The organism is Hymenobacter edaphi, from assembly GCF_003258365.1.
Lineage (GTDB): Bacteria > Bacteroidota > Bacteroidia > Cytophagales > Hymenobacteraceae > Solirubrum > Solirubrum edaphi.
The window spans coordinates 1824825-1849789 of record NZ_QHKM01000001.1; the positions used below are offsets into that span (position 1 = coordinate 1824825).

General features: G+C 65.5%; 16 protein-coding genes. 9 read left to right on the top strand and 7 right to left on the bottom strand.

The features are described from left to right. The first annotated feature begins 65 nt into the window (after positions 1–65). The 9 genes from DLM85_RS07495 to DLM85_RS07535 all read left to right on the top strand — a co-directional run bounded on the left by DLM85_RS07495 (position 66) and on the right by DLM85_RS07535 (position 15563). Positions 66–1229, top strand: coding sequence for a CaiB/BaiF CoA transferase family protein (locus DLM85_RS07495; RefSeq protein WP_111477415.1), 1164 nt, complete (start codon positions 66–68; stop codon positions 1227–1229). Next, positions 1222–2478 (top strand): extracellular solute-binding protein, encoded by a 1257-nt coding sequence (locus DLM85_RS07500; RefSeq protein WP_111477416.1) that lies wholly within the window; start codon positions 1222–1224, stop codon positions 2476–2478. The genes DLM85_RS07495 and DLM85_RS07500 overlap by 8 nt, the downstream gene beginning before the upstream one ends. Then, the gene (locus DLM85_RS07505) at positions 2471–3592 is read left to right on the top strand and encodes a Gfo/Idh/MocA family protein (protein WP_111477417.1); all 1122 of its coding nucleotides are present in this window, start codon (positions 2471–2473) and stop codon (positions 3590–3592) included. Before DLM85_RS07500 ends, DLM85_RS07505 begins: the two co-directional genes overlap by 8 nt. Positions 3593–3793: 201 nt before the next feature. Next, positions 3794–4249, top strand: coding sequence for a MaoC family dehydratase (locus DLM85_RS07510; RefSeq protein WP_111477418.1), 456 nt, complete (start codon positions 3794–3796; stop codon positions 4247–4249). Positions 4250–4377: 128 nt separating this feature from the next. Further along, positions 4378–5682: an L-fucose:H+ symporter permease gene (gene fucP / locus DLM85_RS07515; protein ID WP_111477419.1), complete on the top strand. Its 1305-nt coding sequence runs from the start codon at positions 4378–4380 to the stop codon at positions 5680–5682. A 136-nt stretch (positions 5683–5818) separates the two neighbouring features. Continuing rightward, positions 5819–9337, top strand: a complete 3519-nt coding sequence (locus tag DLM85_RS07520; RefSeq protein WP_111477420.1) for a glycosyl hydrolase — start codon at positions 5819–5821, stop codon at positions 9335–9337. Positions 9338–9454: 117 nt separating this feature from the next. Continuing rightward, on the top strand, positions 9455–11506 hold the full coding sequence (locus tag DLM85_RS07525; protein ID WP_111477534.1) for an aceric acid hydrolase: 2052 nt from the start codon (positions 9455–9457) through the stop codon (positions 11504–11506). Positions 11507–11688: 182 nt separating this feature from the next. Further along, positions 11689–13125 carry a sialate O-acetylesterase gene (locus DLM85_RS07530; protein WP_111477421.1) on the top strand — a complete coding sequence of 479 codons (1437 nt, stop codon included), beginning with the start codon at positions 11689–11691 and terminating at the stop codon, positions 13123–13125. Between the two features lie 146 nt (positions 13126–13271). Beyond that, on the top strand, positions 13272–15563 hold the full coding sequence (locus DLM85_RS07535; protein ID WP_279387741.1) for a DUF5703 domain-containing protein: 2292 nt from the start codon (positions 13272–13274) through the stop codon (positions 15561–15563). A gap of 424 nt (positions 15564–15987) precedes the next feature. On the opposite strand, the gene DLM85_RS07540 is transcribed toward DLM85_RS07535, so the two are convergent. The 7 genes from DLM85_RS07540 to DLM85_RS07570 all read right to left on the bottom strand — a co-directional run bounded on the left by DLM85_RS07540 (position 15988) and on the right by DLM85_RS07570 (position 24864). Continuing rightward, positions 15988–16749, bottom strand: a complete 762-nt coding sequence (locus DLM85_RS07540) for an SDR family oxidoreductase (RefSeq protein WP_111477422.1) — start codon at positions 16747–16749, stop codon at positions 15988–15990. A gap of 66 nt (positions 16750–16815) precedes the next feature. After that, a complete protein-coding gene (gene fabF, locus DLM85_RS07545; protein ID WP_111477536.1) occupies positions 16816–18069 on the bottom strand; it encodes a beta-ketoacyl-ACP synthase II in 1254 nt (417 codons plus the stop codon). A gap of 55 nt (positions 18070–18124) precedes the next feature. After that, on the bottom strand, positions 18125–18724 hold the full coding sequence (locus tag DLM85_RS07550; protein ID WP_111477423.1) for a TetR/AcrR family transcriptional regulator: 600 nt from the start codon (positions 18722–18724) through the stop codon (positions 18125–18127). Positions 18725–18854: 130 nt separating this feature from the next. Continuing rightward, a complete protein-coding gene (locus DLM85_RS07555; RefSeq protein ID WP_111477424.1) occupies positions 18855–20441 on the bottom strand; it encodes a sodium:solute symporter family transporter in 1587 nt (528 codons plus the stop codon). 212 nt (positions 20442–20653) lie between these two features. Then, positions 20654–21724, bottom strand: coding sequence for a Gfo/Idh/MocA family protein (locus DLM85_RS07560; protein WP_111477425.1), 1071 nt, complete (start codon positions 21722–21724; stop codon positions 20654–20656). Between the two features lie 141 nt (positions 21725–21865). Further along, positions 21866–22624 carry an L-rhamnose mutarotase gene (locus DLM85_RS07565; RefSeq protein ID WP_207890970.1) on the bottom strand — a complete coding sequence of 253 codons (759 nt, stop codon included), beginning with the start codon at positions 22622–22624 and terminating at the stop codon, positions 21866–21868. Between the two features lie 44 nt (positions 22625–22668). Beyond that, the gene (locus DLM85_RS07570; protein ID WP_111477427.1) at positions 22669–24864 is read right to left on the bottom strand and encodes an alpha-L-rhamnosidase-related protein; all 2196 of its coding nucleotides are present in this window, start codon (positions 24862–24864) and stop codon (positions 22669–22671) included. Positions 24865–24965: the final 101 nt, after the last annotated feature.

Here is a 24965-nt window from a genome sequence, read left to right on the forward strand (position 1 = left end):
CCCTCTCCTTTTCGGAGAGGGGGCCGGGGGGTGAGGCGCAACGCCCGACGTTCAAAACTACGCCTATGAAGCCGCTCGAAGACTACTTGGTGGTTGATTTCAGCCAGTTCCTCTCCGGCCCCTCGGCGGGCCTGCGCCTGGCCGATTTCGGGGCGCGGGTCATCAAGATCGAGCGGCCAGAGACGGGCGACATCTGCCGGCACCTGTACACCTCCAACGTGATTATGAACGGGGAGTCGTCGGTGTTTCACGCCATCAACCGCAACAAGGAAAGCTTCGCCGCCGACCTCAAAAGCGAAGCCGACCGCGCCCAGGTGTGGGAGCTGGTGCGCCGCGCCGACGTGGTGCTGCACAACTACCGCCCCGGCGTGATGGAGCGCCTGGGCTTCGACTACGCCTCGGTGCGGGCCCAGAACCCCACGGTGGTCTACGGCGAAATTTCCGGCTACGGTCCCGACGGCCCCTGGCGCGACAAGCCCGGCCAGGACTTGCTGCTGCAGTCGGTGTCGGGCCTGACCTGGCTGAGCGGCAACGACGGCAGCGGCCCGGTGCCGATGGGCCTCTCCATCGTGGATATGCTGGCCGGGGCGCATTTAGCGCAAGGCTTGCTAGCCTGCCTGGTGCGGCGCAGCCTGCGCGGCGAAGGCGGGCTGGTACAGGTGAGCATGCTCGAATCGGCCATCGACTTCCAGTTCGAGACGCTGACCACCTTCTTCAACGACGGCGGGCAGCTGCCCCAACGGACCCGGCACAACAGCGCCCACGCCTACCTCGGCGCGCCCTACGGCATCTACCAGACCCAAAACGGCTACCTGGCCCTGGCCATGGGCTCCATTCCGAAGCTGGGCGAGCTGCTCGGCTGCCCGGCGCTGCTGAACTACCCCGAACCCAAGCAGGCCTTCGAGCAGCGCGACGAAATCAAGGCCACGCTGGCCGCGCACCTGCGCACCAATACCACCGAGGCCTGGCTGGCCGTGCTGGAGCCAGCCGATATCTGGTGCGCTAACGTGCTGCGCTGGGACGAGCTACTGCAGCACGAAGGCTTCCGCGGGCTGGAAATGACGCAGACCGTGCGGCAGCTCGACGGCTACCAGTACCAAACCACCCGCTGCCCCATTCGCCTCGACGGGGAGCGGCTGACTTCGCCCGTTGGCTCGCCCCAGCTGGGCCAGGACAACGCCCGCCTGCAACAGGAATTCATGAACGTCAACGCCGTGCAGCATGACTGAGCCGCAGCCTTTCCGCGTGGCCGTGCGCAAGTTCGCGCCCTTCGAAGCCCACATGCAGAAGCTGTGGGCCGCCTACTGCGCCCACTCCGGCTGCACCTTGCCCGCCGAGTTCGTGCCGCTGGACCTGCACCCGCTGCACCAGAGCCTGCTGACGGATAAGGGCCTGCAGAACGGCGCCTGGGACCTGGCCCACATCAACACCGACTGGCTGCCCGAAGCCCAGGCCGCCGGCGCCCTGCTCGACCTCACGCCACTCATCCAGCAGAACCCGCCGGCCGACTTTCCGGATGGCTGGAGCCCGTCGTTGCTGGGGATGCAGGAATTTGGCGACACCACGCTCGGCCTGCCCTTCCACGACGGGCCCGAGTGCCTGATTTACCGCAAGGATCTGTTCGACAGCCCCGCCGAGCAAGCCGCGTTTCAGCAGCTGCACGGTCGGCCGCTGCTGCCGCCCGCTACCTGGGGCGAGCTGCAGCAGGTGGCCCGCTTTTTCCACCGCCCCGAGCAGAACCTGTACGGCTTCGTGGCCGCCGGCTACCCCGACGGGCACAACACCGTCTTCGACTTCTGCCTGCACCTGTGGACCCGCGGCGGACAGCTGCACGACGGGCAGGGCCGGCTGCAAATCGACTCCGAGGCGGCGCGGGCGGGCCTGAGCTTCTACCGCCAGCTGCTGCGCGACCCGGCGGCCATTCACCCGCAGTCGATGCAGTACGAGTCGGTGCAGGCGGGGCAGGCATTTGCCCGGGGCGAGGCGGCGCTGATGATCAACTGGTTCGGCTTCGCGGCCGTGTGCGAGGTGGACGACGCCTGCCCGGTGCGCGGCAAGGTCGACATTACCGCCGTGCCCCGGGGCGAAAACACCGTGGGCAGCTCGGCTTCGCTGAACGTGTACTGGCTCTACGCCATTGGCGCGGGCAGCCGGCACCAGCAGGTAGCCTACGACTTCATCCGCTTCGCCGTCAGTCCCGAAAACGACAAGCGCCTGACCCTGGAGGGCGGCATCGGCTGCCGGCTCTCCACCTGGCACGACGCGGACATCAATGCCCGCGTGCCCTACTACCACAAGCTGGCCGAGCTGCACGAAAAGGCCGAAACGCTGCCGCAGAAAGCCAACTGGGCGCAGCTGGCCGCGGTCATCGACGAGGTGGTGCTGCGGGCCCTCAACACCGAAGAGCCGGTAGCCGAGCTGCTGGCGGCCGCGCAACTGAAAATCAACGCCCTGGATAACCCTCCCCACCATGTTTAGCATCGACGGCACCCCGATTCCCTATAAGCCGGCGCGGCCCGCCCGGCCCCTGCCCATCGTCATCGTCGGGGCTGGCGGCATCGTGGGCGACGCCCATTTGCCGGCCTACCGCAAGGCCGGTTTCGAAGTCGTGGGCATCACCAACCGCACCCGCGCCCGCGCCGAAAAGCTGGCCGCCGAGTGGAACATCCCGCACGTGTACCACTCGGTGGCCGAAGCCGTGCAGCACGCCCCCGCCGATGCGGTGTACGACGTGACCATCATGCCCGAGCAGTTCGTGGCCACCTTGGAGCAGCTGCCCGACGGCGCGGCGGTGCTCATCCAGAAGCCGATGGGCGACTATTTCTGGCAGAGCCAGGAAATTCTGGAAGTGTGCCGGCGCAAAAACCTGGTGGCGGCCATCAACTGCCAGCTGCGCTTCGCCCCTTACGTGGCCGCCGCCCGGCACATGCTCAGCCAGGGCCTCATCGGCGAGCTGTACGACCTGGAAGTGCGCGTGACCCTGGAGACGCCCTGGGAGCTGTTTCCGCACGTGATGGTGCACCCGCGCCTGGAAATCCAGTACCACAGCATCCACTACATCGACCTGATTCGCAGCTTCCTCGGGGAGCCCGGCCGCGTCATGGCCAAGACGCTCCGGCACCCGGCCAAGGCGCTGTCCTCGTCGCGCTCCACCATTTTGTTCGACTACGGCGACACCCTGCACGCCGTCATCAACACCAACCACGACCACTCGTTCGGGCCGCACAACCAGGAAAGCTTCATCAAGTGGGAAGGCACGAAAGGCGCCATCAAAGCCCGCATGGGCCTGCTGATGGACTACCCCCACGGCGTGCCCGACAAGTTCGAGTACTGCCTGCTGCGCGAGAACGAAGCCCCGACCTGGCACACCGTGGAGCTGGAAGGCTCCTGGTTTCCCGACGCTTTCATGGGCACGATGGGCAGCCTGATGCAGTTCAAAAACGGCGAAATTGATGTCTTGCCCACCAGCGTGGAGGATGTCATCAAAACCATGGCCGTAGTGGAAGCCGCCTACGCGTCGAGCGACGGGACGCCCAGTGCTCCGGGCGAAGCCGCACCCGCATCTGCCGCCACTACCAACGAAAAGCGGTAGAGAGCAGGAGACTTGCCCGGCTTTACTGCTGCATCTTACCTGCTCAATAATCCTTCAAAACCACTCAGCGACTCCCCGCCAACTCTAGTCGCAGCGCAGTCAAAGCGGCCCGTGCCGCTTTGACTGCGCTGCTCTGTCAGGCTCCCCCTCTCCCCTTGGAGAGGGGGCCGGCCCCGGCGGGGTATCGTGAGGCCACCACCTATGTACTTCAAATCCACCTTCTTCGAAGACTACACCCTCGGCGACAAGCGCGTGACGCTGGGCCGCACGCTCACCGAAACCGACTTCGTGGTCCACGCCGGGCACACGGGCGACTTTTTCCCCCACCACCTCGACGCGGAGTGGTGCAAAACCCAGCCCTTCGGCCAGCGCATTGCCCACGGCACGATGGTGTTCAGCATCGGCATCGGGCTGACGGCCTCGGAAATCAACCCCGAAGCCTTTTCCAAGGGCTACGACCGGCTGCGCTTTATCAAGCCCGTGTTCATCGGCAACACCATCCGCTCGGAAGTCACGATTTCGGAGAAGACGGAGGGCAAGAAGCCCGGCTACGGCCAGGTAACCGAGCACGTGGAAATCTTCAACGAGCACGGCGAAGTGGTGCTGGCCTGCGACCATCTGCTGGTGGTGAAGCTGCGGCCGCAGAATCCCGCTTGAACGTCATGCTGAGCTTGTCGAAGCATCTCTACCGAACGATTTAACGAAGCGGTAGAGATGCTTCGACAAGCTCAGCATGACGTTCAAAATCATCCTCCGACCAACCCCACCCAAACCCGCTCCGCCCGATGGCCCTTGCCCCCGCTCCCACCCCGCCGCCGGTTGCCACCGGCAGCCCTGCCAGTGCCCGCACCTACCTGCTTCCGTTCATCCTGGTGGTGGGCGTGTTCTTCCTCTGGGGCATGGCGCACAGCCTGGATTCCATCCTGATTCCGCACCTGCAGAAGGCCTGCCAGCTCAACAACCGGCAGTCGACGCTGGTGGACACGGCCGTGTTCCTGGCCTACTTCCTGATGGCTATTCCGGCCGGGATGCTGCTCAAGCGCCTGGGCTACAAAACGACCATCATCCTGGGCCTGCTGGCTTTTGCGGGCGGCGCGTTCCTGTTCATCCCCGCCGCCGATGCCCGCTCCTACGGCATGTTCCTGACCGCGCTGTTCATCATCGGCTGCGGGCTGACCACGCTGGAAACCGCCGCCAACCCCTACGCCGCCGTGCTCGGGCCGCCCGAGGGCAGCACCAGCCGGCTGAACCTGGCCGCCTCGTTCAACGGCCTGGCCGTGTTCGTGGCCCCGATTATCGGCGCCAACATGATTCTCTCGGGCACGGAGTACAGCAAGGCCCAGCTGGCGGCCATGCCCACGGCCGAGCGCATTGCCTACCTCAACCACGAAGCCGCCGCCGTGAAGCTGCCCTACCTGGTGCTGGGCGCGGTGCTGGTGGCCGTGGCGGTGCTCTTCTTTTTCAGCAAGCTGCCCGAGGTAAAGGCCGCCGAAGCTGAGCCCTCGCAGGGCGGCGGCTTCTTCGCGGTGCTGAAGCACCGGCACCTGACCTGGGCCGTGGTGGCGCAGTTTTTCTACGTCGGGGCGCAGGTCTGCGTGACGAGCTTCTTTATCCGCATGGCCAAGCAGGGCGCGGGCGTCGATGAGAAAACCGCCGGCTACTACCTGGCCGTGTACGGGCTGCTGTTTATGATCGGGCGCTTCGCCGGCACCGCCCTGCTCAAGTACGTGGCCTCCCATCGGCTCTTGTCGATTTACGCCGTCATTGCCGTGGCCTTGTGCGCGGTGGCCGTGTTCGGCGACGGGGCCTACGTCATCTACGCGCTGGGCGGCATCGGCTTCTTCATGAGCATCATGTTCCCCACCATCTTCGCCCTGGGCATTGCCGGCCTCGGCGACGACACCAAACCCGGCTCGTCCTGGCTGGTGATGTCCATCGTGGGCGGGGCCATTCTGCCCTACCTGATGGGCACGCTCATCGATATGCGCGGCGACAATATCCAGATCGGCTACCTCATCCCGCTGGGCTGCTTCCTGGTGATTCTGCTCTTCGGCCAGTACGGCTACCGCATCAACAAGAAGCTGGTGTAAGTCAGCTATGATCTACTGAACGTCATGCTGAGCTTGTCGAAGCATCTCTACCGCTTCGTTGAATAGTATCTGACGAAGCGGGAGAGATGCTTCGACTTCGCTCAGCATGACGTGCTAGCGAAACGCACATAAAACCATGCAAAACCGGCGCAACCTTCCCCTGTCCCTGCTGCTCCTGACGCTGCCCGCCCTGAGCTGGCTGCCGTCGACGTCAGTCTGGGCGCAGTCGGCGCCGGCCACTGCGGCCACTACCGCGACGGACCTGCAGGCCGCCTTCCAGAACCCGCCCGAAGCGGCCCGGCCCTGGGTTATCTGGTACTGGATGAACGCGGCCGTGACGCCCGAGGGCCTCACCGCCGACCTGGAGGCCATGCAGCAGGCCGGCATCGGCGGGGCCTTTCTGATGCCCATCCGCGGCGCGGGCGACAAGCCGCTCATCGACCCGCCGGCCCAGCAGCTCTCGCCCCGCTGGTGGCAGATGGTGCGCCACGCCATGACCGAGGCCGACCGCCTCGGCCTGAAGCTGGCCATGCACGTGAGCGACGGATTCGCGCTGGCCGGCGGCCCTTGGATTACGCCCGAGCTGGCCATGCAGAAGGTGGTTTCCAGCGAAACGCGCCTGACCGGCGGCCGCAAGCAAACCATCCAGCTGCCCCAGCCGGCGGCCGTGAAGGGCTACTACCGCGACATTGCCGTGTACGCCTACCCCACGCCCACCGGCGGCGGGGTATCGACGTACACCACCAAGCCCACCGTCACCAGCAGCGCCGCCGAGGGCAAGCCCGAACGGCTGACCGTGGCCGGCAACAAGGACGGCTTCAAGCTCTCGGAGCCGGGCTGGATTCAGTATGCCTTTGAGAAGCCCTTCACCGTCCGCAGCCTGCGCATCCGCTCCAACGGCTATAACTACCAGGCCAACCGCCTCATCGTCGAAGCCAGCCAGGACGGGCAGACCTTCCGGCCCGTGCTGCGCCTGACGCCGCCGCGCAGCGGCTGGCAGGACAGCAGCGCCGTCACCCACGCGCTGCCGACCACCACCGCCCGCTTTTTTCGCTTCCGCTACGACCCGGCCGGCTCCGAGCCGGGCGGCGAGGACCTGGACGCGGCCAAGTGGAAACCCTCGCTGAAAGTCTCGGAAATCCGGCTGTCGGCGGAGGCGCGCATCAACCAGTACGAGGGCAAAAACGGGGAAGTCTGGCGCGTGAGTCCGCGCAGCACCGCCCAGCAGCTGCCCGACTCCCTGTGCGTGCCGCTGGGCAAGGTGCTCAACCTCACCGATAAGCTCAATCCCGATGGCCGCCTGAACTGGACGCCCCCGGCCGGGCGCTGGACGATTCTGCGCGTGGGCCACACCGCCACTGGCTACACCAACTACACCGGCGGCGGCGCATTGGGCCTGGAGTGCGACAAGTTCAACCCCGCGGCCGTGAAGCTGCAGTTCGACAGCTGGTTTGGCGAGGCGCTGCGCCAGGGCGGGCCGGAGCTGGCCGGGCGGGTGCTCAAGACGCTGCACATCGACAGCTGGGAGTGCGGCTCCCAGAACTGGTCGAGCAATTTCGCCGCCGAGTTCCGGCAGCGCCGGGGCTACGACTTGCTACCCTATCTGCCGGTGCTGGCCGGCGTACCCCTGCAGAGCGCCGAGGTATCGGAGCGGGTGCTGTTCGATTTGCGCCAGACCATTGCCGAGCTGATCGGCGACAAGTTTTACGCCACCCTGGCCGCCGAAGCCCGGGCCAAGGGCGTGACCATTTCGGCCGAGGCGGTGGCCCCCACGATGGTCAGCGACGGACTGCTGCACTACCAGTACGCCGACGCGCCGATGGGCGAGTTCTGGCTGCGCAGCCCCACCCACGACAAGCCCAACGACATGCTCGACGCCATTTCGGGGGCGCATATCTACGGCAAGAACATCGTGCAGGCGGAGGCCTTTACCGAGCTGAAAATGGCCTGGGACGAGCACCCGGCCATGCTCAAAGCGGTGCAGGACCGCAACTACGCCCTGGGCGTCAACCGGCTGGTGTACCACGTCTTCGCCCACAACCCCTGGCTGGACCGAAAACCGGGCATGACCCTGAACGGCGTGGGCCTCTATTTCCAGCGCGACCAGACCTGGTGGCGCCCCGGCCGCGCCTGGGTCGACTACGCCCGCCGCTGCCAGGCCCTGCTGCAGCTGGGCCGCCCGGTAGTCGACGTGGCCGTGTTCAACGGCGAGGAAACCCCGCGACGCGCCGTGCTGCCCGAGCGCCTGACCCGCACGCTGCCCGGCATCGTGGGGCCGGCGAAGGTAGCCAGCGAGAAAAAGCGGCTGGCCAACGCCGGCTCCCCGATGCGCGAAATGCCCGAAAAGGTGTCGGCCACGGCCAATAGCTTCACCGCCGGTATGCTGGTGGACCCGCTCCGCGGCTACGCCTACGACTCGTTCAACCCCGACGCGCTGCTGCGCCTGGCCACGGTGCGCAACGGCCGCATCGAGCTGCCCGGCGGCGCCAGCTACGGTCTGCTCGTCGTGCCCGGCGTCACCTCGCTCTGGCCCGACAGCACCTCCATGACGCCGGCCGTGGCCCGCCGCCTGGGCGAGCTGAAGCAGGCCGGCGCCACCATCCTGCTCGACCGGCAGCCCGACCGCAGCCCCGAGCTGCGCAACTTCCCGCAAGCCGACCAGCAGGTGCAGCAACTCACGGCCCGGCTAAGCACCGCTGCGGACGCACAAGCATCCGCGGCCGCGGCTCCGGCCGGCGTCGCGGCCACCAGCGGCGGCCGCATCCTGCGCGGCCCCTACACCGCCGATTCCTTCGAGCCGCTGGGCCTGGCACCCGATGTGACGGCCCGCTACGCCAGCGGCCAGCGCGCCCGCGGCCTGGCCTGGACGCACCGCACCGCCGAGCAGTTCGATATCTACTTCATTGCCAACCAGCTCGACTCGGTGCAGACCATCGATTTGTCGCTGCGCGTGGCCGGGCGGCAGCCGGAGCTGTGGGACGCAGTGACGGGCGAAATCCGACCGGCGCGGGACTGGCAGATCGACAATGGCCGCACCCGGCTGCCGCTGCGTTTGGAGCCCAGCGGCTCGGTGTTCGTGGTGCTGCGCCAGCCCACTACGCAAACGGCTGTCCATTCAGGCTCGAACTGGCTGACGACCACGCCCGCCCAGTCGCTCAGCGGCCCCTGGCAGGTGCAGTTCGACCCGAAAGCCGGCGGCCCGGCCCAGCCCGTGGCGTTTGCGCAGCTCACCGATTGGAGCCAGCACCCCGACGCGGCCGTCCGCCACTACTCCGGCACGGCCGACTGCACCCAGACCTTCCGCTGGAAGGCGAAAAAACGGCCCGGCCAGCGCGTGTACCTGGAACTCGGGCAGGTAAACAACCTGGCCGAAGTGGAGCTGAACGGCCGGAGCTGCGGCACGGCCTGGACGGCCCCCTACCGCCTCGACATTACCGACGCCGTGCGCAAGGGCGACAATCAGCTGCGCATTCGGGTAACCAACACCTGGGCCAACCGCCTCATCGGCGACGCGGCCTTGCCCCCGGAGCAGCGCCGCACCAGCCTGACCACGGCGCCCGCGCCGGCCGCTACCAAGCCGCTGCTGCCGGCGGGGCTGCTGGGGCCGGTGGGCATCAGCACGGCTACTGAATCGAGTCCCAAAACCTCAAAATAGAACGTCATGCTGAGCTTGTCGAAGCATCTCTCCCGCTTCGCTTGCAACCACTCAACGAAGCGGGAGAGATGCTTCGACAGGCTCAGCATGACGACCTCATTTACCCGCTTCTACCCCATGAATTTCCCCACCCATAAACTCCTCGCCGCCGCCCTGTTCACCGGCCTGGCCGTAGCGGCCCGCCCGGTGGCCGCCCAGGATAAAGGACTGGTCAATACCTCCGCCAGCAAGCACGTCAAGCTCAGCAATGTTGATATGGGCAGCGTGCAGTGGCAGCCCCAGGGCTTCTGGGGGGAGCGGTTTCAGGTCTGCCGCGAATCGATGATTCCGACCATGTGGGCCCTGTACCACGACCCGGTGCGCAACCACGCGTTCCGCAACTTCGAAATTGCGGCCGGGCTGGAGAAGGGCACGCACATGGGCCCCTCGTTTCACGACGGTGATTTTTACAAGCTGCTGGAATCGGTGGCGGCGACGTACGCCCAGACCAAGGACCCGAAGCTCGACCAGATGATGGACGAGGCTATCAGCGTCATTGCCAAGTGCCAGCGGCCCGATGGGTATCTGAACACCCAGGCCACCATTGCGGCCATCAATACGGGCAAGAGCACCGCGTTTCAGAACCGGCTGAACTTCGAAAGCTACAACCTGGGCCACCTGATGACGGCCGCCTGCGTGCACTACCGCGCCACCGGCAAGACCTCGATGCTGGATCTGGCCCGCAAGGCCACCGATTACCTCTACGCCTTTTACAAACGCTCCTCGCCCGAGCTGGCCCGCAACGCCATCTGCCCCTCGCACTACATGGGCGTGGTGGAAATGTACCGCACCACCAAGGATGCGCGCTACCTGGAGCTGGCCCGGCAGCTGATTGACATCCGCGGGCTGGCCGGCGACATCGGCACCGACGACAACCAGGACCGCCTCCCGTTCCGGCAGATGCAGAAGGCCGGCGGCCACGCCGTGCGCGCCAACTACCTTTTCGCCGGGGTGGCCGACGTGTACGCCGAAACCGGCGACGCGACTTTGCTTACGACGCTCAACAAGATGTGGGACGACGTGACCTCGCGCAAGATGTACGTGACGGGCGCCTGCGGGGCGCTGTACGACGGCGTGTCGCCCGACGGGACGGCCTACAAACCCGATACGGTGCAGAAAATCCACCAGGCCTACGGCCGCGACTACCAGCTGCCCAACCACACCGCCCACGGCGAAACCTGCGCCAACATCGGTAACGTGCTCTGGAACTGGCGGATGCTGCAGCTCACCGGCGAGGCCAAGTACGCCGACGTGATGGAAACCGCGCTCTACAACAGCGTGCTGTCGGGCATCAGCCTCGACGGCACGAAGTTTCTCTACACGAATCCGCTGGCAACCTCCGACGCGCTGCCCTTCCACCAGCGCTGGAGCAAGGACCGCGTCGACTACATCAGCCTCTCGAACTGCTGCCCGCCCAACGTGGTGCGCACCGTGGCCGAAGTCGGCAACTACGCCTACAGCGTGTCGGACCGCGGGCTGTGGCTGAACCTGTACGGCGCCAACGACCTGACGACCAAGCTCCGCGGCGGCGCGGCTGTGAAGCTCCGGCAGACCACCAACTACCCCTGGGACGGCGCCGTGCAGCTGACGGTGCAGGAAGCCCCGGCCACGGCGTTTTCCGTGTTTCTGCGCATCCCCGGCTGGGCCGAAGGCGCGAAGCTGCTGGTGAACGGCAAGGCCCAGACGGTGACCTTGACGCCGGGCAGCTACGCCGAAGTCAACCGCGGCTGGAAAAGCGGCGACCAAGTGGAGCTGATGCTGCCCATGCCCGCGCAATTGGTGGAAGCCAACCCGCTGGTGGAGGAAACCCGCAACCAGGTGGCCGTAAAGCGCGGCCCCATCGTGTACTGCCTCGAAACCAAGGATTTCCCGGCCGGTCAGCCGCTGTCGGCCCTCACCATCCCGGCCGATGCCAAGCTCACGCCCAAGGCCATTACCATCGACGGCAGCCGGGTGATGAGCCTGACCGGCAAGGGCCTGCTGGCCGCCGATGCGCAGTGGAGCGGGCCACTCTACCGCCCGGTGTCGGCGCGCAAGCCCACCACCGTGCCGCTGACGCTGGTGCCCTACTACGCCTGGGGCAACCGCGGCCACGCCGACATGGAAGTGTGGATTCCGGTGAGCCGGTAGGCGCCTCACCCCCAAGCCCCCTCTCCGAAAGGAGAGGGGGAGCCGGACCTCAGCCACGAGTAAACGTTGCGGATTTTCGGCTCTCTGCTTACTCATTCAGCTTCACAGATAATACTCCGCGCCGCCTCGGTTCCCCTCTCCTTTTTCGGAGAGGGGGCCGGGGGGGTGAGGCGCCCTACCACATGAACACCAAGCCCTTCCTGCTTTCCGCCGCCCTGCTCCTGGCCCCGCTGCTGCTGCGGGCCGAGCTGCGCCTGCCCTCCATCTTCACCGACAACATGATTTTCCAGCAGCAGGCCCAGTGCGCCGTCTGGGGCTGGGCCAAGCCGGGCAGCCGCATCACCGTGGCGCCCTCCTGGGGCAAGCAGAAGTACCAGGCCCAGGCCGACGACAAGGGCCGCTGGCAGCTGAAAGTGAAGACCCCGGCCGCCGGCGGGCCGTACACGCTCGGCGTCAGCGGCGACGACAAGCCCGTGACCCTGCAGAACGTGCTGGTGGGCGAGGTGTGGCTGTGCGGGGGGCAGTCGAACATGGAAATGCCAATGAAGGGCTTCAAGGGCCAGCCGATTCTGGGGTCGAACGAGGCCATTCTGCGCTCCAGCAACCCCAACATCCGCCTCTACAACGTGCCGCGCAGCTCCCGCACCGCGCCCAAGGACAACAGCAAGCCCTTCGCCTGGAAGGTGGCCGAGCCCGAGGCGGTGGCCAATTTCAGCGCCACGGCCTACTACTTCGGGCGGCTGCTGCAGGAGCAGCTGCAGGTGCCGGTGGGGCTGATCAACTGCAGCTACGGCGGCTCCACCATCGAGGCGTGGCTGAGCGAGGAGACGCTGCGGCAATTCGCGGGCGTGACCATTCCGCCCAAAACCGACTCCATCAAGGTGGTCAACCGCACGCCCACCACGCTCTACAACGGGATGCTACACCCGGTCGTGGGCTACGGCATCCGCGGGGCCCTGTGGTACCAGGGCGAGTCCAACTACGAGCACCCCGACGAGTACCCGGCCCGGCTGCAGGCGCTGGTGAAGCAGTGGCGCGCGGCGTGGAACATGGGCGAGTTTCCGTTCTACTACGCCCAGATTGCGCCCTACAACTACGCCCAGCTGCCGCCCTACAACAAGGGCGGCAAGTTCAACTCCGCCTTTATCCGCGACGCCCAGCGCCAGGCCGAAGCCACGATTCCCAACGCGGCCATGGCCGTGCTGCTCGACGTGGGCGAGGAAGCCAGCATCCACCCCATGCGCAAGGAGCCCGGCGGGCAGCGCCTGGCGCTGCTGGCCCTGCAGAAAACCTACGGCCGCAAGGGCTTCGGGGCAGTGAGCCCGGCGTACGAGTCGCTGGAAGTCAAGGACGGCACGGCCGTGGTCAAGTTCCGCGACGCGCCCAACGGCATGACCAGCTTCGGCGAGGCGCTGACGGGCTTCGAGGTAGCCGGTGCCGACCAGAAATGGTACCCGGCCAAAGCCAGCATCGACGGCAGCGTGGTGAAGGTATCGGCCGAGGCGGTGAAGCAGCCGGTGGCCGTGCGCTACGCCTTCCAGGACTTCACCCGCGCCACCCTGTTCAGCACCGAGGGCTTGCCGGTGTCGTCGTTCCGCACCGATGATTGGGCGCAATGAATGAGCGCCTCACTTCCCGGCTTCCTCTCCGGGTGGAGAGGGGGTGCGTTCGACGGTTCTGCAAGGCAGCACTTTCTCACCTGGCTTCCCCTCTCCCTTTTCGGAGAGGGGGCCGGGGGGGGAGGCGTCTCGTCTGGGCCCTGCTGCTGCTAAGCACGCAGCCAGCCGCCGCCCAATCCCCCGAGCTGCCTACCAACAACATCACCTGGACCAGCCCGAGCCGCAACAGCGCCGAATCCATGCCCTGCGGCGGCGGCGACATCGGCCTGAACGTGTGGAGCGAAGCCGGCGACGTGCTGTTCTACGCCGCCCGCAGCGGCACTTTCGACGAAAACAACTCCCTGCTCAAGCTTGGCCGCGTACGCCTGCGCCTCACGCCGAACCCGTTTGAAAACGGCCGCTTCACCCAGATCCTGAACCTGGCGCAGGGCGACGTGACGCTGACCGCGGAGCAAGGCGCGCTGAAAGCCCAGGTCCACCTCTGGGTGGATGTATTCCGGCCGGTGGTCCACCTCGAGGTGAGCAGCAACCAGCCGCTGACCGCCGAGGCCCGCTACGAAAGCTGGCGCCACCAGGACCGCGTGCTCAAGGGCAAGGAAAACAACCAGAACTCTTACAAGTGGGCCCCGCAGGGCGAGGTGAAGACGCGCCACGACAGCCTCCGTTTCCGCCCCAACGGCGTGGAGTTCGTGCACCAGAACCGCCCCGAAACGGTCTTCGACGTAACCGTGCGCCAGCAGGGCCTGGAGCCGATAAAACAGCAGCTGTTCAACCCGCTGCGCAACCTGATCTTCGGCGGCGCGCTGACGGGTGAAAACATGCAGCCGGCCGGCACCTTCGACGGCCAGTACCTCCGCACACCCTACCGCGCCTATGCCCTGAAAAGCCGCGCCGCGGCCCGTCGCCACGCCCTCACGCTGGTGCTGCACACCAGCTACGCGCCCGACCTGGCGCAGTGGCAGCAGGAGCTGCAGCAGACGCTGAAATCGGCCCGGCAAAACCCCAAAGCCGCCCGGCAGCAGACGCTGGCCTGGTGGTGCACCTTCTGGCAGCGCAGCTTTATCTACGTGCAGCCCGCTAAAGCCGCGCCGAACAGCCCCGAGTGGCAGGCCGGCCGCAACTACCAGCTGATGCGCTACCTGCTCGGCTGCAACGCCCTGGGTCAGTGGCCCACCAAGTTCAACGGCGGCCTGTTCACCTACGACCCGGCCCTGACCGACTCCACGCTCCGGTTCACCCCCGACTTCCGCAACTGGGGCGGCGGCACCCACACGGCCCAGAACCAGCGCCTGGTGTACTGGCCCCTGCTCAAAAGCGGCGACGCGGCTCTGCTCAAGCCGCAGCTCGACTTCTACCGGCGCAACCTGAAAAACGCCGAGCTGCGCAGCGAATTCTACTGGGGCCACCCCGGCGCCTGCTTTACCGAGCAACTCGAAAACTTCGGCCTGCCCAACCCCGCCGAGTACAACTGGAAGCGCCCGGCCAATTTCGACAAGGGCCTGGAGCACAATGCCTGGCTGGAGTACGAGTGGGACACCGTGCTGGAGTTTTGCCTGATGATGCTCGACGCGGCGCAGTACGCCGGCCAGGACATCCTCCCCGACCTGCCCTTCATCGAAAGCTGCCTGACCTTCTTCGACCAGCACTACCAGTACCGGGCCCGGCAGCGCGGCGCCAAAGCCCTCGACGGCGAAGGCCACCTCGTGCTCTACCCCGGCTCGGGCGCCGAGACCTACAAGATGGCCTACAACTCCACCGCCACCATCGGCGGTCTGCGTACGGTGCTCAGCCGGCTGCTGGCTTTGCCGTCTTCCATCGGCTCCCCGGAGCAGCGCAAGGAGTGGACGGCCAGGCTCAACCGCCTCCCAGCCATCAGCTTCCGCGAAATTGACGGGCACCGGCTGATTTCACCGGCCAAAAGCTGGGAGCGGATCAACAACGTGGAAAGCCCGCAGCTCTACCCGGTGTTTCCCTGGGGCCTGTACGGCGTCGGCAAGCCGGATTTGGAAACGGCCCAGAATACCTACCGCTACGACCCGGACGTGCAGAAATTCCGCTCCCACGTCGGCTGGAAGCAGCACAACATCTTCGCCGCCCGCCTCGGCCTGCGCGACGAAGCCGCCACGCTGACGGTGCAGAAGCTGCAGGACTCCGGCCGCCGCTTCCCCGCCTTCTGGGGCCCCGGCTACGACTGGGCACCCGACCACAACTGGGGCGGCTCGGGCATGATTGGTCTGCAGGAAATGTTGCTCCAGACTGACGACCGAAAAATCTACCTGCTCCCCGCCTGGCCCCGCGCCTGGGACGTGCATTTCAAGCTCCACGCGCCCTACCAGACCACCGTCGAATGCACCGTGAAGGATGGCCAGGTCACGGAGCTGAAAGTGACGCCGGAATCAAGACGTCAGGATGTGCAGGTGATACAGCAGTTAAAATAACACTTGAGATATTTCTGCCCAGGTACTCTCCTCTTTCTTTTTGACGCTTGTTTTATACACTCCTAACTTCATCAATTGCCCAACATTAACTGCTGGCTGACAGCCAAGCTTTCCGCTCCCGCCCCTGTTGCCAGTTATAATCTTATTAAGAGGGTGTTGGGGAATTGGGGTTTGGGTTATGCTGAGCTTGTCGAAGCATCTCTACCGTTTCGTTGAACGAGCCCAGACGAATCCGTAGAGATGCTTCGACAAGCTCAGCATGACGTGCTAGAGGTGTTTTCAACGCAACCCAAACACGCTCTAAAATCAAATTTTACAGCTGCAGGATAAAACCACCTTCTCTGTACCCGCGGCCCGGACGAGGAAGGCCCCGGGAACGGAACGCAGCCTTCAATCCTTTGGGCCGCGTTCCATTCGCACGTTGCTACGCCTTCACTGCCCGCAGGGTGTTGTTCATCACGGCAAAGGCCTGCGCCGGGTCGGCGTGGAACAGCTGGTAAAAGCCGGCCGTCTGCCCCACGTGGATTTCGTATTCGTCCTGCGCCAGCGCCGCCAGGAACTCCTCGGCCACCTGCCGGGGCGGAATGCCGTTGGCCCCGCCGATTTCGGCCGAAAACTCGGTATCCACCAGCGGCGGCATCAGCTCGAACACCTTCACGCCCGGCGCGTGCTGGCTCAGGGTGTGGCGCAGGGCCTGGGTGTAGGCGTGCACCGCCGCCTTGCTGGCCGAATACGTCGGAATAGCCGCCGCCGGCACGAACGCCCCGATGCTCGACACGTTGACCACCGCCGCCGCGGGCTGCCGCTGCAGCAGCGGTAGCAGCGCCTCCGTCAGCCGGATGGGGGCCAGGTAGTTGGTCTGGATTTCGGCCTCGGCCTTGCGGAAGGCCTCGGCGCCGGGCAGCAGCTCGTAGGCCGAGGCCTGCCCGGCGTTGTTGATGAGCAGGCTCAGCCCGCCGAAATCGGCTTCGATGCGCTGCACCAGCCGGGCCACCGCGTCCGCGTCGTTGACGTCGCAGGCAATGGGCGTGACGCCGGGCAGCTCCGCGGCGGCCTGCTGCAGCCGGGCTTCGTTGCGGCCGGTAATGATGACCTGGTTGCCGTTTTCAGTCAGCAGTTGGGCCAGAGCCAGCCCGATGCCCGAGCCGCCGCCGGTAATGAGTACAGTGTGATTGGTGGTTTTCATGAGGTTGTCGTTGAGAAAAGTGAGAAAAAACCGTTTTGCGCTACCCGCCAGGCGGAAATGACGTCGTTACTGGCCCGCGTACTTGCGCACGATAAGCGTGGCCGTGTGCCCGCCGAAGCCGAAGGAATTGCTCATGGCGTAAGTCACGGGCCGGTAGGCCGCCCGGCCCAGCGTGAGCTGCAGGTGAGCAAACTCCGCCCCGGGCCGGGTGGTATTGATGGTGGGCGGCACCACGTCGTCTTGCACGGCCTGCACGCAGGCAATGGCCTCCACCGCCCCGGCGGCGCCCAGCAAATGGCCGGTCATGCTCTTGGTGGCGCTGATGTGCAGCTGGGGCCGGGGCCCGAATACCCGCCCGATGGCCTGCAGCTCGGAGGCGTCGCCCAGGCCGGTGGAGGTGGCGTGGGCGTTCAGGTAGTCGATTTGGGCGGCCTGCAAACCGGCGTCGTCGAGGGCGGCCTGCATGCTGAGCGTGGCGCCTTCGCCCTCGGGGTGGGTGCCGGTGAGGTGGTAGGCATCGGCGGCCATGCCCCCGCCCACCACTTCGGCCAGAATCGTGGCCCCGCGCCGCCGGGCGTGCTCGTACTCCTCCAGCACCAGCGCCCCGGCCCCCTCGCCCACCACAAATCCGTCGCGCGTCTCGTCGAAGGGCCGGGAGGCAGTAGTGGGGTCGTCGTTGCGGGTGGAGAGGGCGCGCAGGGCGTTGTAGCTGCCCACGCCCACCGCGTTGATGGCCGCTTCGGAGCCGCCCGCAATCAGCACGTCGGCCTGGCCCCAGCGCAGGTAGTTGAAGGCTTCGATCAGGGCCGTGGTGGAGGTGGCGCAGGCCGAAACGACGGCGAAGTTCAGCCCGCGCAGCCCGTAGCGGATGGAAATCAGCCCGGCGGCAATGTTCACGAGCATCTTGGTGCCCAGAAACGGGTTGAAGCGCGGCGTGCCGTCGCCGGCGGCAAATTCCAGCAGCTGCTCCTGCAAGGTGCCCAGCCCGCCCACGCCCGAACCCCAGATGACGCCGATGCGGTTGCGGTTCAGCCCCGCGAAATCCAGCCCGGCGTGGCGGATGGCTTCGTCGGCGGCTACCAGGGCGTACTGGGTAAACGGGTCGTACTTGCGCACCTCGGTCCGCTCGAAGAAGTCCAGCGGCTCGAAGCCCTTGATTTCGCAGGCAAAGCGGGTCTTGAACTTGGTGGCATCGAAGCGGGTGATGGGGCCGGCCCCGCTGACGCCGGTGCGCAGAGCGCGGCCGAAAGCTTGCGCCGTGTTGCCGATGGGCGTCAGCGCCCCGACGCCGGTGATGACTACGCGTTTTAATTCGGGCATGAGAAAAAGCTGGTTGTTTTTTATACCAATCGGTATAATTTCAAACAAAAAAAGGTCAGCGGCTGACCAGGTCCGTTTCGATGAGGTGCTCCAGGTGGGCCATGCTGATGTTGAGCGCGGCGGCGTCGCCGGTGGCCTTGGCCATCATGATGCCGCCCTCGGTGAGGGTGATGAACAGCGTGGCGTAGCGGTCCGCCTCGGCGGTGGGGCGGATTTCTCCGCTCCGCTGGCCCTGCTCGATGAGCTGCACGATGATGCGGTGCCAGCGGGCCAGGCTGCGCTGCACGCGCTGGCGCAGGGCGGTGGGCGGCGCGTCGTCGGTTTCGATGGCCGCGTTCAGGATGGCGCAGCCGCCCTTTTCGCACATGCGGGGGTAAATATCGCGGTAGAAGCGCGGCATGGCCAGCAGCTTCTCCCGCACGGTGGCCCCGCGGTCGATGCCCGCCTTCAGGCCTTCTTCCACCAGTCCCAGGTTGTAGTCGAACGCGGCCACGGCCACTTCCTCCTTGTTTTCAAAGTTGCCGTAAATGGCGCCCTTGGTCAGCCCGGTGGCGGCCGTCAGGTCGTGGAGGGAAGTGCCCACGTAGCCCTGCTTGTTGAAGATCGGGGCCGTCTGCTCGATGATAAACTGGCGGGTGCGCTCGGCTTTGGACATGGTGGCGGGCAGAATCAGGCGTAAATATACCGATTGGTATCATAACTCGATTCGGCAAAAAAAGTTTCGGCCGCCCGCGTGGCCCGTGCCGCCCACGGCGCGGGCCACGCGGGCGGCACGGATGATCCGGCTAATGCCCGTTGAACACCAGGTACAGCACCACCATCACCCCGGCCAGCGCGGCCCAAAGCAGCTTCACCCGCGGCGTGGTGGCGGGTAGGGCGGTGCGGTCGAAGGGCACGCGGGGCTGGTGGGTGCCATCGAGCAGGGAAATGACGACGGCGGCCAGCAGCAGCACCATGAACAGCAGGAACGAGAGGACCAGGTAGTGCGGCCAGAACTCGTACCGGCTGGGGGGCAGCACCCAAAGGTAGAGCACGCCCACTCCCAGGCTGAAGGCGGAGCCGGCCGACAAGATGGCGTTGACGGCCCGGCGGGTGGTGCGTGGCCAGAACACCGTCAGCAGGAACACGGCCGAGAGCGGCGGCGCGATGAAGCCGAGCACGGCCTGGAATACGTCGAACAGGTTCAGACCCTTCACCGCGTCGATGGCCAGGGCCATGAGCACGGCAAAGGCGCAGCCGACCAGCACGGTGAGGCGGCCGACGCGGACCACGTCTTTTTCGGAGGCGTTGGGGTTGATGTTGCGGGCGTACACGTCCATGGCGAAGACGGTGCTCAGCGCGTTCAGCGAGGAGCTGATGGTGCCCACCAGCACGGCAATCAGCACCACGATGACCAGGCCCTTCATGCCGGCCGGGAACAGGCTCGTCACCATCGTCATGTAGGCCTGGTTGGGGTCGGCCAGATTGGGAAAGAGCACGTAGCAGAGTACGCCGGTGAGGATAAACAGCGGCAGCGACAGGATTTTCAGCCAGCCGATGAAGTTCACGCCCAGCTGGCCCTGCTCCAGGCTCTTGGCGCCCAGCACTGACTGCACCATGGCCTGATCGGTGCAGAAGAAGGCCACGGCCGACACCGGGTAGCCCAGCAGGATGGCGTACCAGGGATATTTCGGGTCGGAGGCGGGCTGCACGAGGTTCCAGTAGTGGCCCGGTACGCTGTGCCAGAGCTGGGTGAGCCCGCCCACTTTCAGCACGCCGATGACGGTGAGCGTGAGCGAGACGCCGATGAGCAGCAGCATCTGGAACACGTTGACCTTGGCAATAGCCTTGAGGCCGCCGGCGAAGGTGAAAAAGCCCGCGAAGAGCACCAGCACGATAACCGACTGCCACATGGGAATGCCCAGGATCTGGCGCACCAGCACGCCACCGGAAAACAAACCCAACGACAGCCAGGAAATCAGAATCTTGATCAGCGCGTACCAGGCCAGTATATTCTGAGTGGAGCCGCCGTACTGCTGGCCCATAAAGCCCGGCATGGTGCTGACGCGGGCCGCCAAATAGCGCGGGGCAAACACGGTGGCCAGCAGCAGCAGGAACACGAAAGCGTACCACTCGAAGTTCACCGCCACGATGCCGGTGCTGTAGCCGATGCTGGCAAAGGCCAGTAGCATCGACGGCCCCACGTTGGTGCCCCACATGTTGAACCCGATGCTGGCCCAGCCCAGCGACTTGCTGGCCAAGAACTGCGAGTCTTCGGTCTGCTCCTTTTTCGAGGCGCTGGCCCGGTAGCCGATGCCCACGAGGATGACGACGTAAACCGCCACGATGGCGTAGTCCCAGGGGCTGAGGTGGCCGAGTAGATTGTTTCCCATGCGGGCGGGTGGGGTTAGTTCGGGAGGGAAGGGAAATTGGAGCGGTAATCGTTGGACGTCATGTCGAGCGAAGTCGAGACATCTCGCGGGCTGACGTCCGATAGTAACCGTCATGCTGAGCTTGCCGAAGCATCTCTACCGCTTCGTTGAATCGTGCGGTAGAGATGCTTCGGCAAGCTCAGCATGACGGTCTGATATAGCTGTTCTATCAACTACAGCGCCAGCCCGTGCTCGTCGAGCAGCTCCTGCACCCGCACCGGGCGGCCGGTTTGCAGGGAGCGGTCCATGGCCTGGAGCAGGGCGATGGTGCCGATGCCTTCGCGCACGTCGGGGTAGGCCGTGAAGCCGTCGGTGATGGAGTCGGCGAAGTATTCGAGGTAGTTCTGGTACTCGCCGGCGTGGTGGCTTTTGCCCTCGAAGCGGAAATAGTGCTTGAGCTTATGCTCCCAGGTCACGAGGCGTTCCTCGCCGGTGCGGTCGGTAATGGCGTAGCGCAGGTCCATGTAGTCGCCCTGGCTGGCGCCCTCGGTGCCGCGCAGCACGCAGCTCATTTCCGAGTCGCGGGTGACGGGCTGTACCGGGCCGGTGTAGCAGCCACTCACGCGGGCCACGCGGCCGTCGGTGCTTTTGAAGATGAAGTGCATGGTATCCTGGTGCTTGAGGCCACCCTCTTTGCCATTCGAGCTGAGCATGCCGTAGCCCATGACTTCCTCGATGTTGGGCAAATACCAGCGGATGAAGTCGACGGGGTGGCTCAGGCCGCCGTAGAGCCACTTGAACGACTCCTGCAGGGACCAGCCTTTGGCCAGAAACCAGCGGTGGTCGGCGTGGTAGTAGCTTTCCACCGTTATCAGCTCCCCGATAAGGCCGGCTTCGTAGTCGGCGCGCTGCCGCTTCATGGGCTCGAAAAAGCGGGAGCTTTGGCCCACGAACACCTTTTTGCCGGTTTGCTCCACCAGCGCCAGCAGCTCTTTGGCCTGGCTAAGGTCGTCGATGAAGGGCTTGGTGCAGACCACGTGCTTGCCCGCCCGCAGCGCCTGCCCCACGTGCTGGGCGTGCAGGTGGTCGGGGGTGTAGATGGCAATGAGGTCGATTTCCGGGTCGTCGAGCAGGTCCTGATACTCCTGCGTGACGCGGCCCTGGAACTGAAACTCGGCCACGCGGTGGCGGCACAGCTCCTCGTTCCGGTCGCAGATGGCGCGCAGCTCCAGCTTCTGGCTTTGCAGGGCGGCCGACATGGTGCTTCTGCCCTCGCCCAGGCCCAGTATTCCTAGTTTCAGCATATTAGTTGGTGGTTTGTTGAGTGTAGCGCGGGCTTTAGCCCGCGTCCGCCAAGAGCCGCTTGCGCCCCTTGGAGTTGGTGTTGAGGGTGTGGCGGCCAGGTGCCCCGACTGGTTCCGTTCTGCCGGACGCGGGCTAAAGCCCTACTTCCTGACCGGCGTTTTCGGCTTGGCTACAAGCGGCGGCAGAGGCGGCAGAAACACCCAGACTTCGCCGGGCTTGGCGCCGTTGCGGCCTTCCTGGTACTGGCGCATGCGCTGGTTCCACTCGTCCACGCGCGGGTTGTTTTCGGTGGTTTTGGGGTTCAAGGCGTCCAGGCTCTGGCCCTTCGGAATGCTGATGACCAGCATCAGCTCCCGGCCCCGGCGAAACACCAGCAGCTGCTGAAAGCTGGCATTACAGAAGCCGTTCGACACCTCGGGCCACTGCTCGAACTGCGTGGCGTGGTAGCGCAGGTACTCGTTTTGCCTGGCCGTGTCGGCCACCAGGCTGGCGGTCAGGATGATGTTGTCCCACTGTTTCGCCGTGGTTTTGTCGGCGCAGCGGCTGCGCTCGAAGCGGTAGAACGGCGCGGCGTACTCCTTGACGCGGGCCGTGGGGTAGGCCTGCTTCAGTGCCGGCAGCAGCTCCAGGAGGCGGGCTTTGGGGGCGTAGGCGACCAGGTGCGTGAGGTGGTTGGCGTCGCGCCAGCGGCGCAGGTCTACGTCAGGGTAGCGCTGGCCGAGGGCCTGCAGCTTGGCCGGTTGCAGGCGCTTGTCGAAGTCGGTTAGCTCCACGATGGACATGGGGCCGCGGGCCTGGGCGGGAGCCAGCAGCGGGAGCAGCCAGAGCAGCAGGGCCGCCGGTAGAGATGCAACCTTGCGGCTCGTCGTCCGCGCCGGGTGAGCGGTGTCATCGTTCAACGGCGAGACGCAAGGTTGCGTCTCTACAATCGTCCGGTACCGCATCAGACCGCCTGGTAGGTCACCACGTACTCGCGGCCGGGCTGCAGCTGCAGCTCGTATTGTCCGCCGCCTTTCGCCTCGATTTTCGCGCCTTTGACGCTGGGCTTGGATTTGCTGCGGAAGCGCAGAACCCCGGTGCCGGTAGTGCCTTTCACTTTTAGCTCCTTGGGCGTGGCGCGCACCGTGATGTCGCCCTGGGGCGTGGGCACGGAGCCTTCCATCCACTGCAGGCCGCCGAGCGTGGGCACGACTTCGTAGGTGGCGTAGCCGGCGGAGAGGGGCTTCACACCCAGGTAGTACTTGCCCAGCAGGTAGATCGGGCTGGCGCCCCAGGCGTGGCAGAGGCTTTTGCCGAAGGGCCGGCCGTACATGGAGAGGTGCTCGGTGCCCTTCTTGGCCGGGTCGTATTCTTCCCAGAAGGCGGTGGCGCCTTCGTTGAGCATGCCGCCCCAGTAGCTTTTCATTTCCTTGAGCACGTAGGGCTGCTCGCCCAGGGCGCAGAGGGCTTCCAGCTCGTAGAAGCGCATGTAGGGCGTGGTGATTTTGGGCACCGCGGGGTTCAGCAGCACCGACTGCTTTACCTGCTGCTGCTGCTCGGCGCTGAGGTAGCCGAAGAAGATGCTGAACATGTTGGCGTAGCGCGTCACGTTCTCCGTGGGCTGCCCGCCGATGCGGCTGTGCACCAGGGCACCTTTCGCGGGGTTCCAGTAGGTGGCGAAGATGTTGGCTTTCAGGTCAGCCGCCAGCTGTTGGTACTTCCGGGCGCCGGCCTGGTCGCCCACCAGATTCGCGCACAGGGCCATGCTTTCCAGGCTGCGGCAGAGGAGCAGCTGCTCGAAGCTGACTTCGCCCTTCTTGCTTAGCCCGTCGGCCCAGTCGATGAACACCCAGTCGCCGGCCAGGCCTTCCATGTAGCCGTCCTTGTTGCGCCGGCTCAGGCAGTAGTCCATCAGGCTCTGCATGCGCGGGTAGAGCTGCTGCACCACGGTTTTGTCGCCCGAGTACTGGTAGGCGTCGTAGATGCCGATAAACCAGTAGAAGGTGTAGTCCATGATGGTGTTCACGTGGCTGGTCACCGGGTCCTTGCCGCGCAGGGCGAAGGTGGTCCGGTTCACGGTCGGCGTGTCGAAGTACAGGTAGTAGTTCATCAGGTAGCTCTGGTAGGCGTCGCCCGACCATACCCACCTATCCCGCTTGATGCCGTCGATGAAAAACTCCCGGCTCGTCAGCTGCATGGTGTAGGCGGCCACGTCCCAGATCTTGTTGAGCTGCTCGTCCGAGCACCGGAACCGCCCCCGCTCCGTCAGCGGCGCGTACTCGTAGAGCATCGACACCGAATCCAGGGTCACGCCCTTTTCCGGCCGGATATTCACGAAGCGGAAAGCTTTGGTCAGCGAGGTGAGCTTGTCGGCCTTCTGGGGCTGGTTTACTTCCAGGCGCTCCAGCGTCTCGCAGCCCTCCACGCTCAGCGCCTCCTCCTTCGACTCACCGAAGTACAGCGTGGCCGGCCCCTGCCCCTGCAGCCCGTGCAGGCGCACGTAGCCGAAGGTTTCGCGCCCGAAATCCACCAGCATACTGCCGTCCGGGTTGCGCGTGACCTTGGCAGCCCGCCGCGGCTCGGTCTTGAGCTTAAAGGCCGACGGCAGCGCCTGCACGTCATTGAAGTTCCAGCTGCCGGCCGTCAGCCAGGTGGTGCCCGACTGGTCCGACACCTTGCCCGAGGCATCAATCCACTCCTTATCCTCGTAGGTCACCAGCCACTTGCCGTCGGTCCCGATGGTTTTGCCCCGCACGAACACCGCCGGCACGTGCTGCTGGTTGTACACCTTGATATTGAGCCGGTGCTTGCCGGCCGGCACCGTGAGGCGCGTGGGGTAGCCGGTTATCAGCCTGCCGTCGAGCTTGACGTTGTACTGGCCCTCGGCGCGCAGCTCCACTTCTTCGGCCTCTTTCAGGTCGAAATCCTGGTGGAAGTCGATGAGCGGGTAGTGGCTATCCAGCCGCCAGAAGGGCGGGAAAAAGGAGCCGCGCTCGGTGCGGCGGTTCTGCATCTGGTTGCTGAGCCAGATTTCGTAGTCGCCGGGGTACCAGATCCAGGTGGCCTTGCTGGCCTGCTGGGCCTGGGTGGTTTCGGCGGCCAGTAGCGTGAGGAGCGCGGCGGCGGCAGTGGTAAAGCGTTTCAGGGTAGCGTGGGGCATCCGGGGGAGTTGATGTCGGGCGAATTATCAGCACGTGTCATGCTGAGCTTGTCGAAGCATCTCTACCGCTTCGTTGTATTCAGCTGGCTGATGAGAGGATG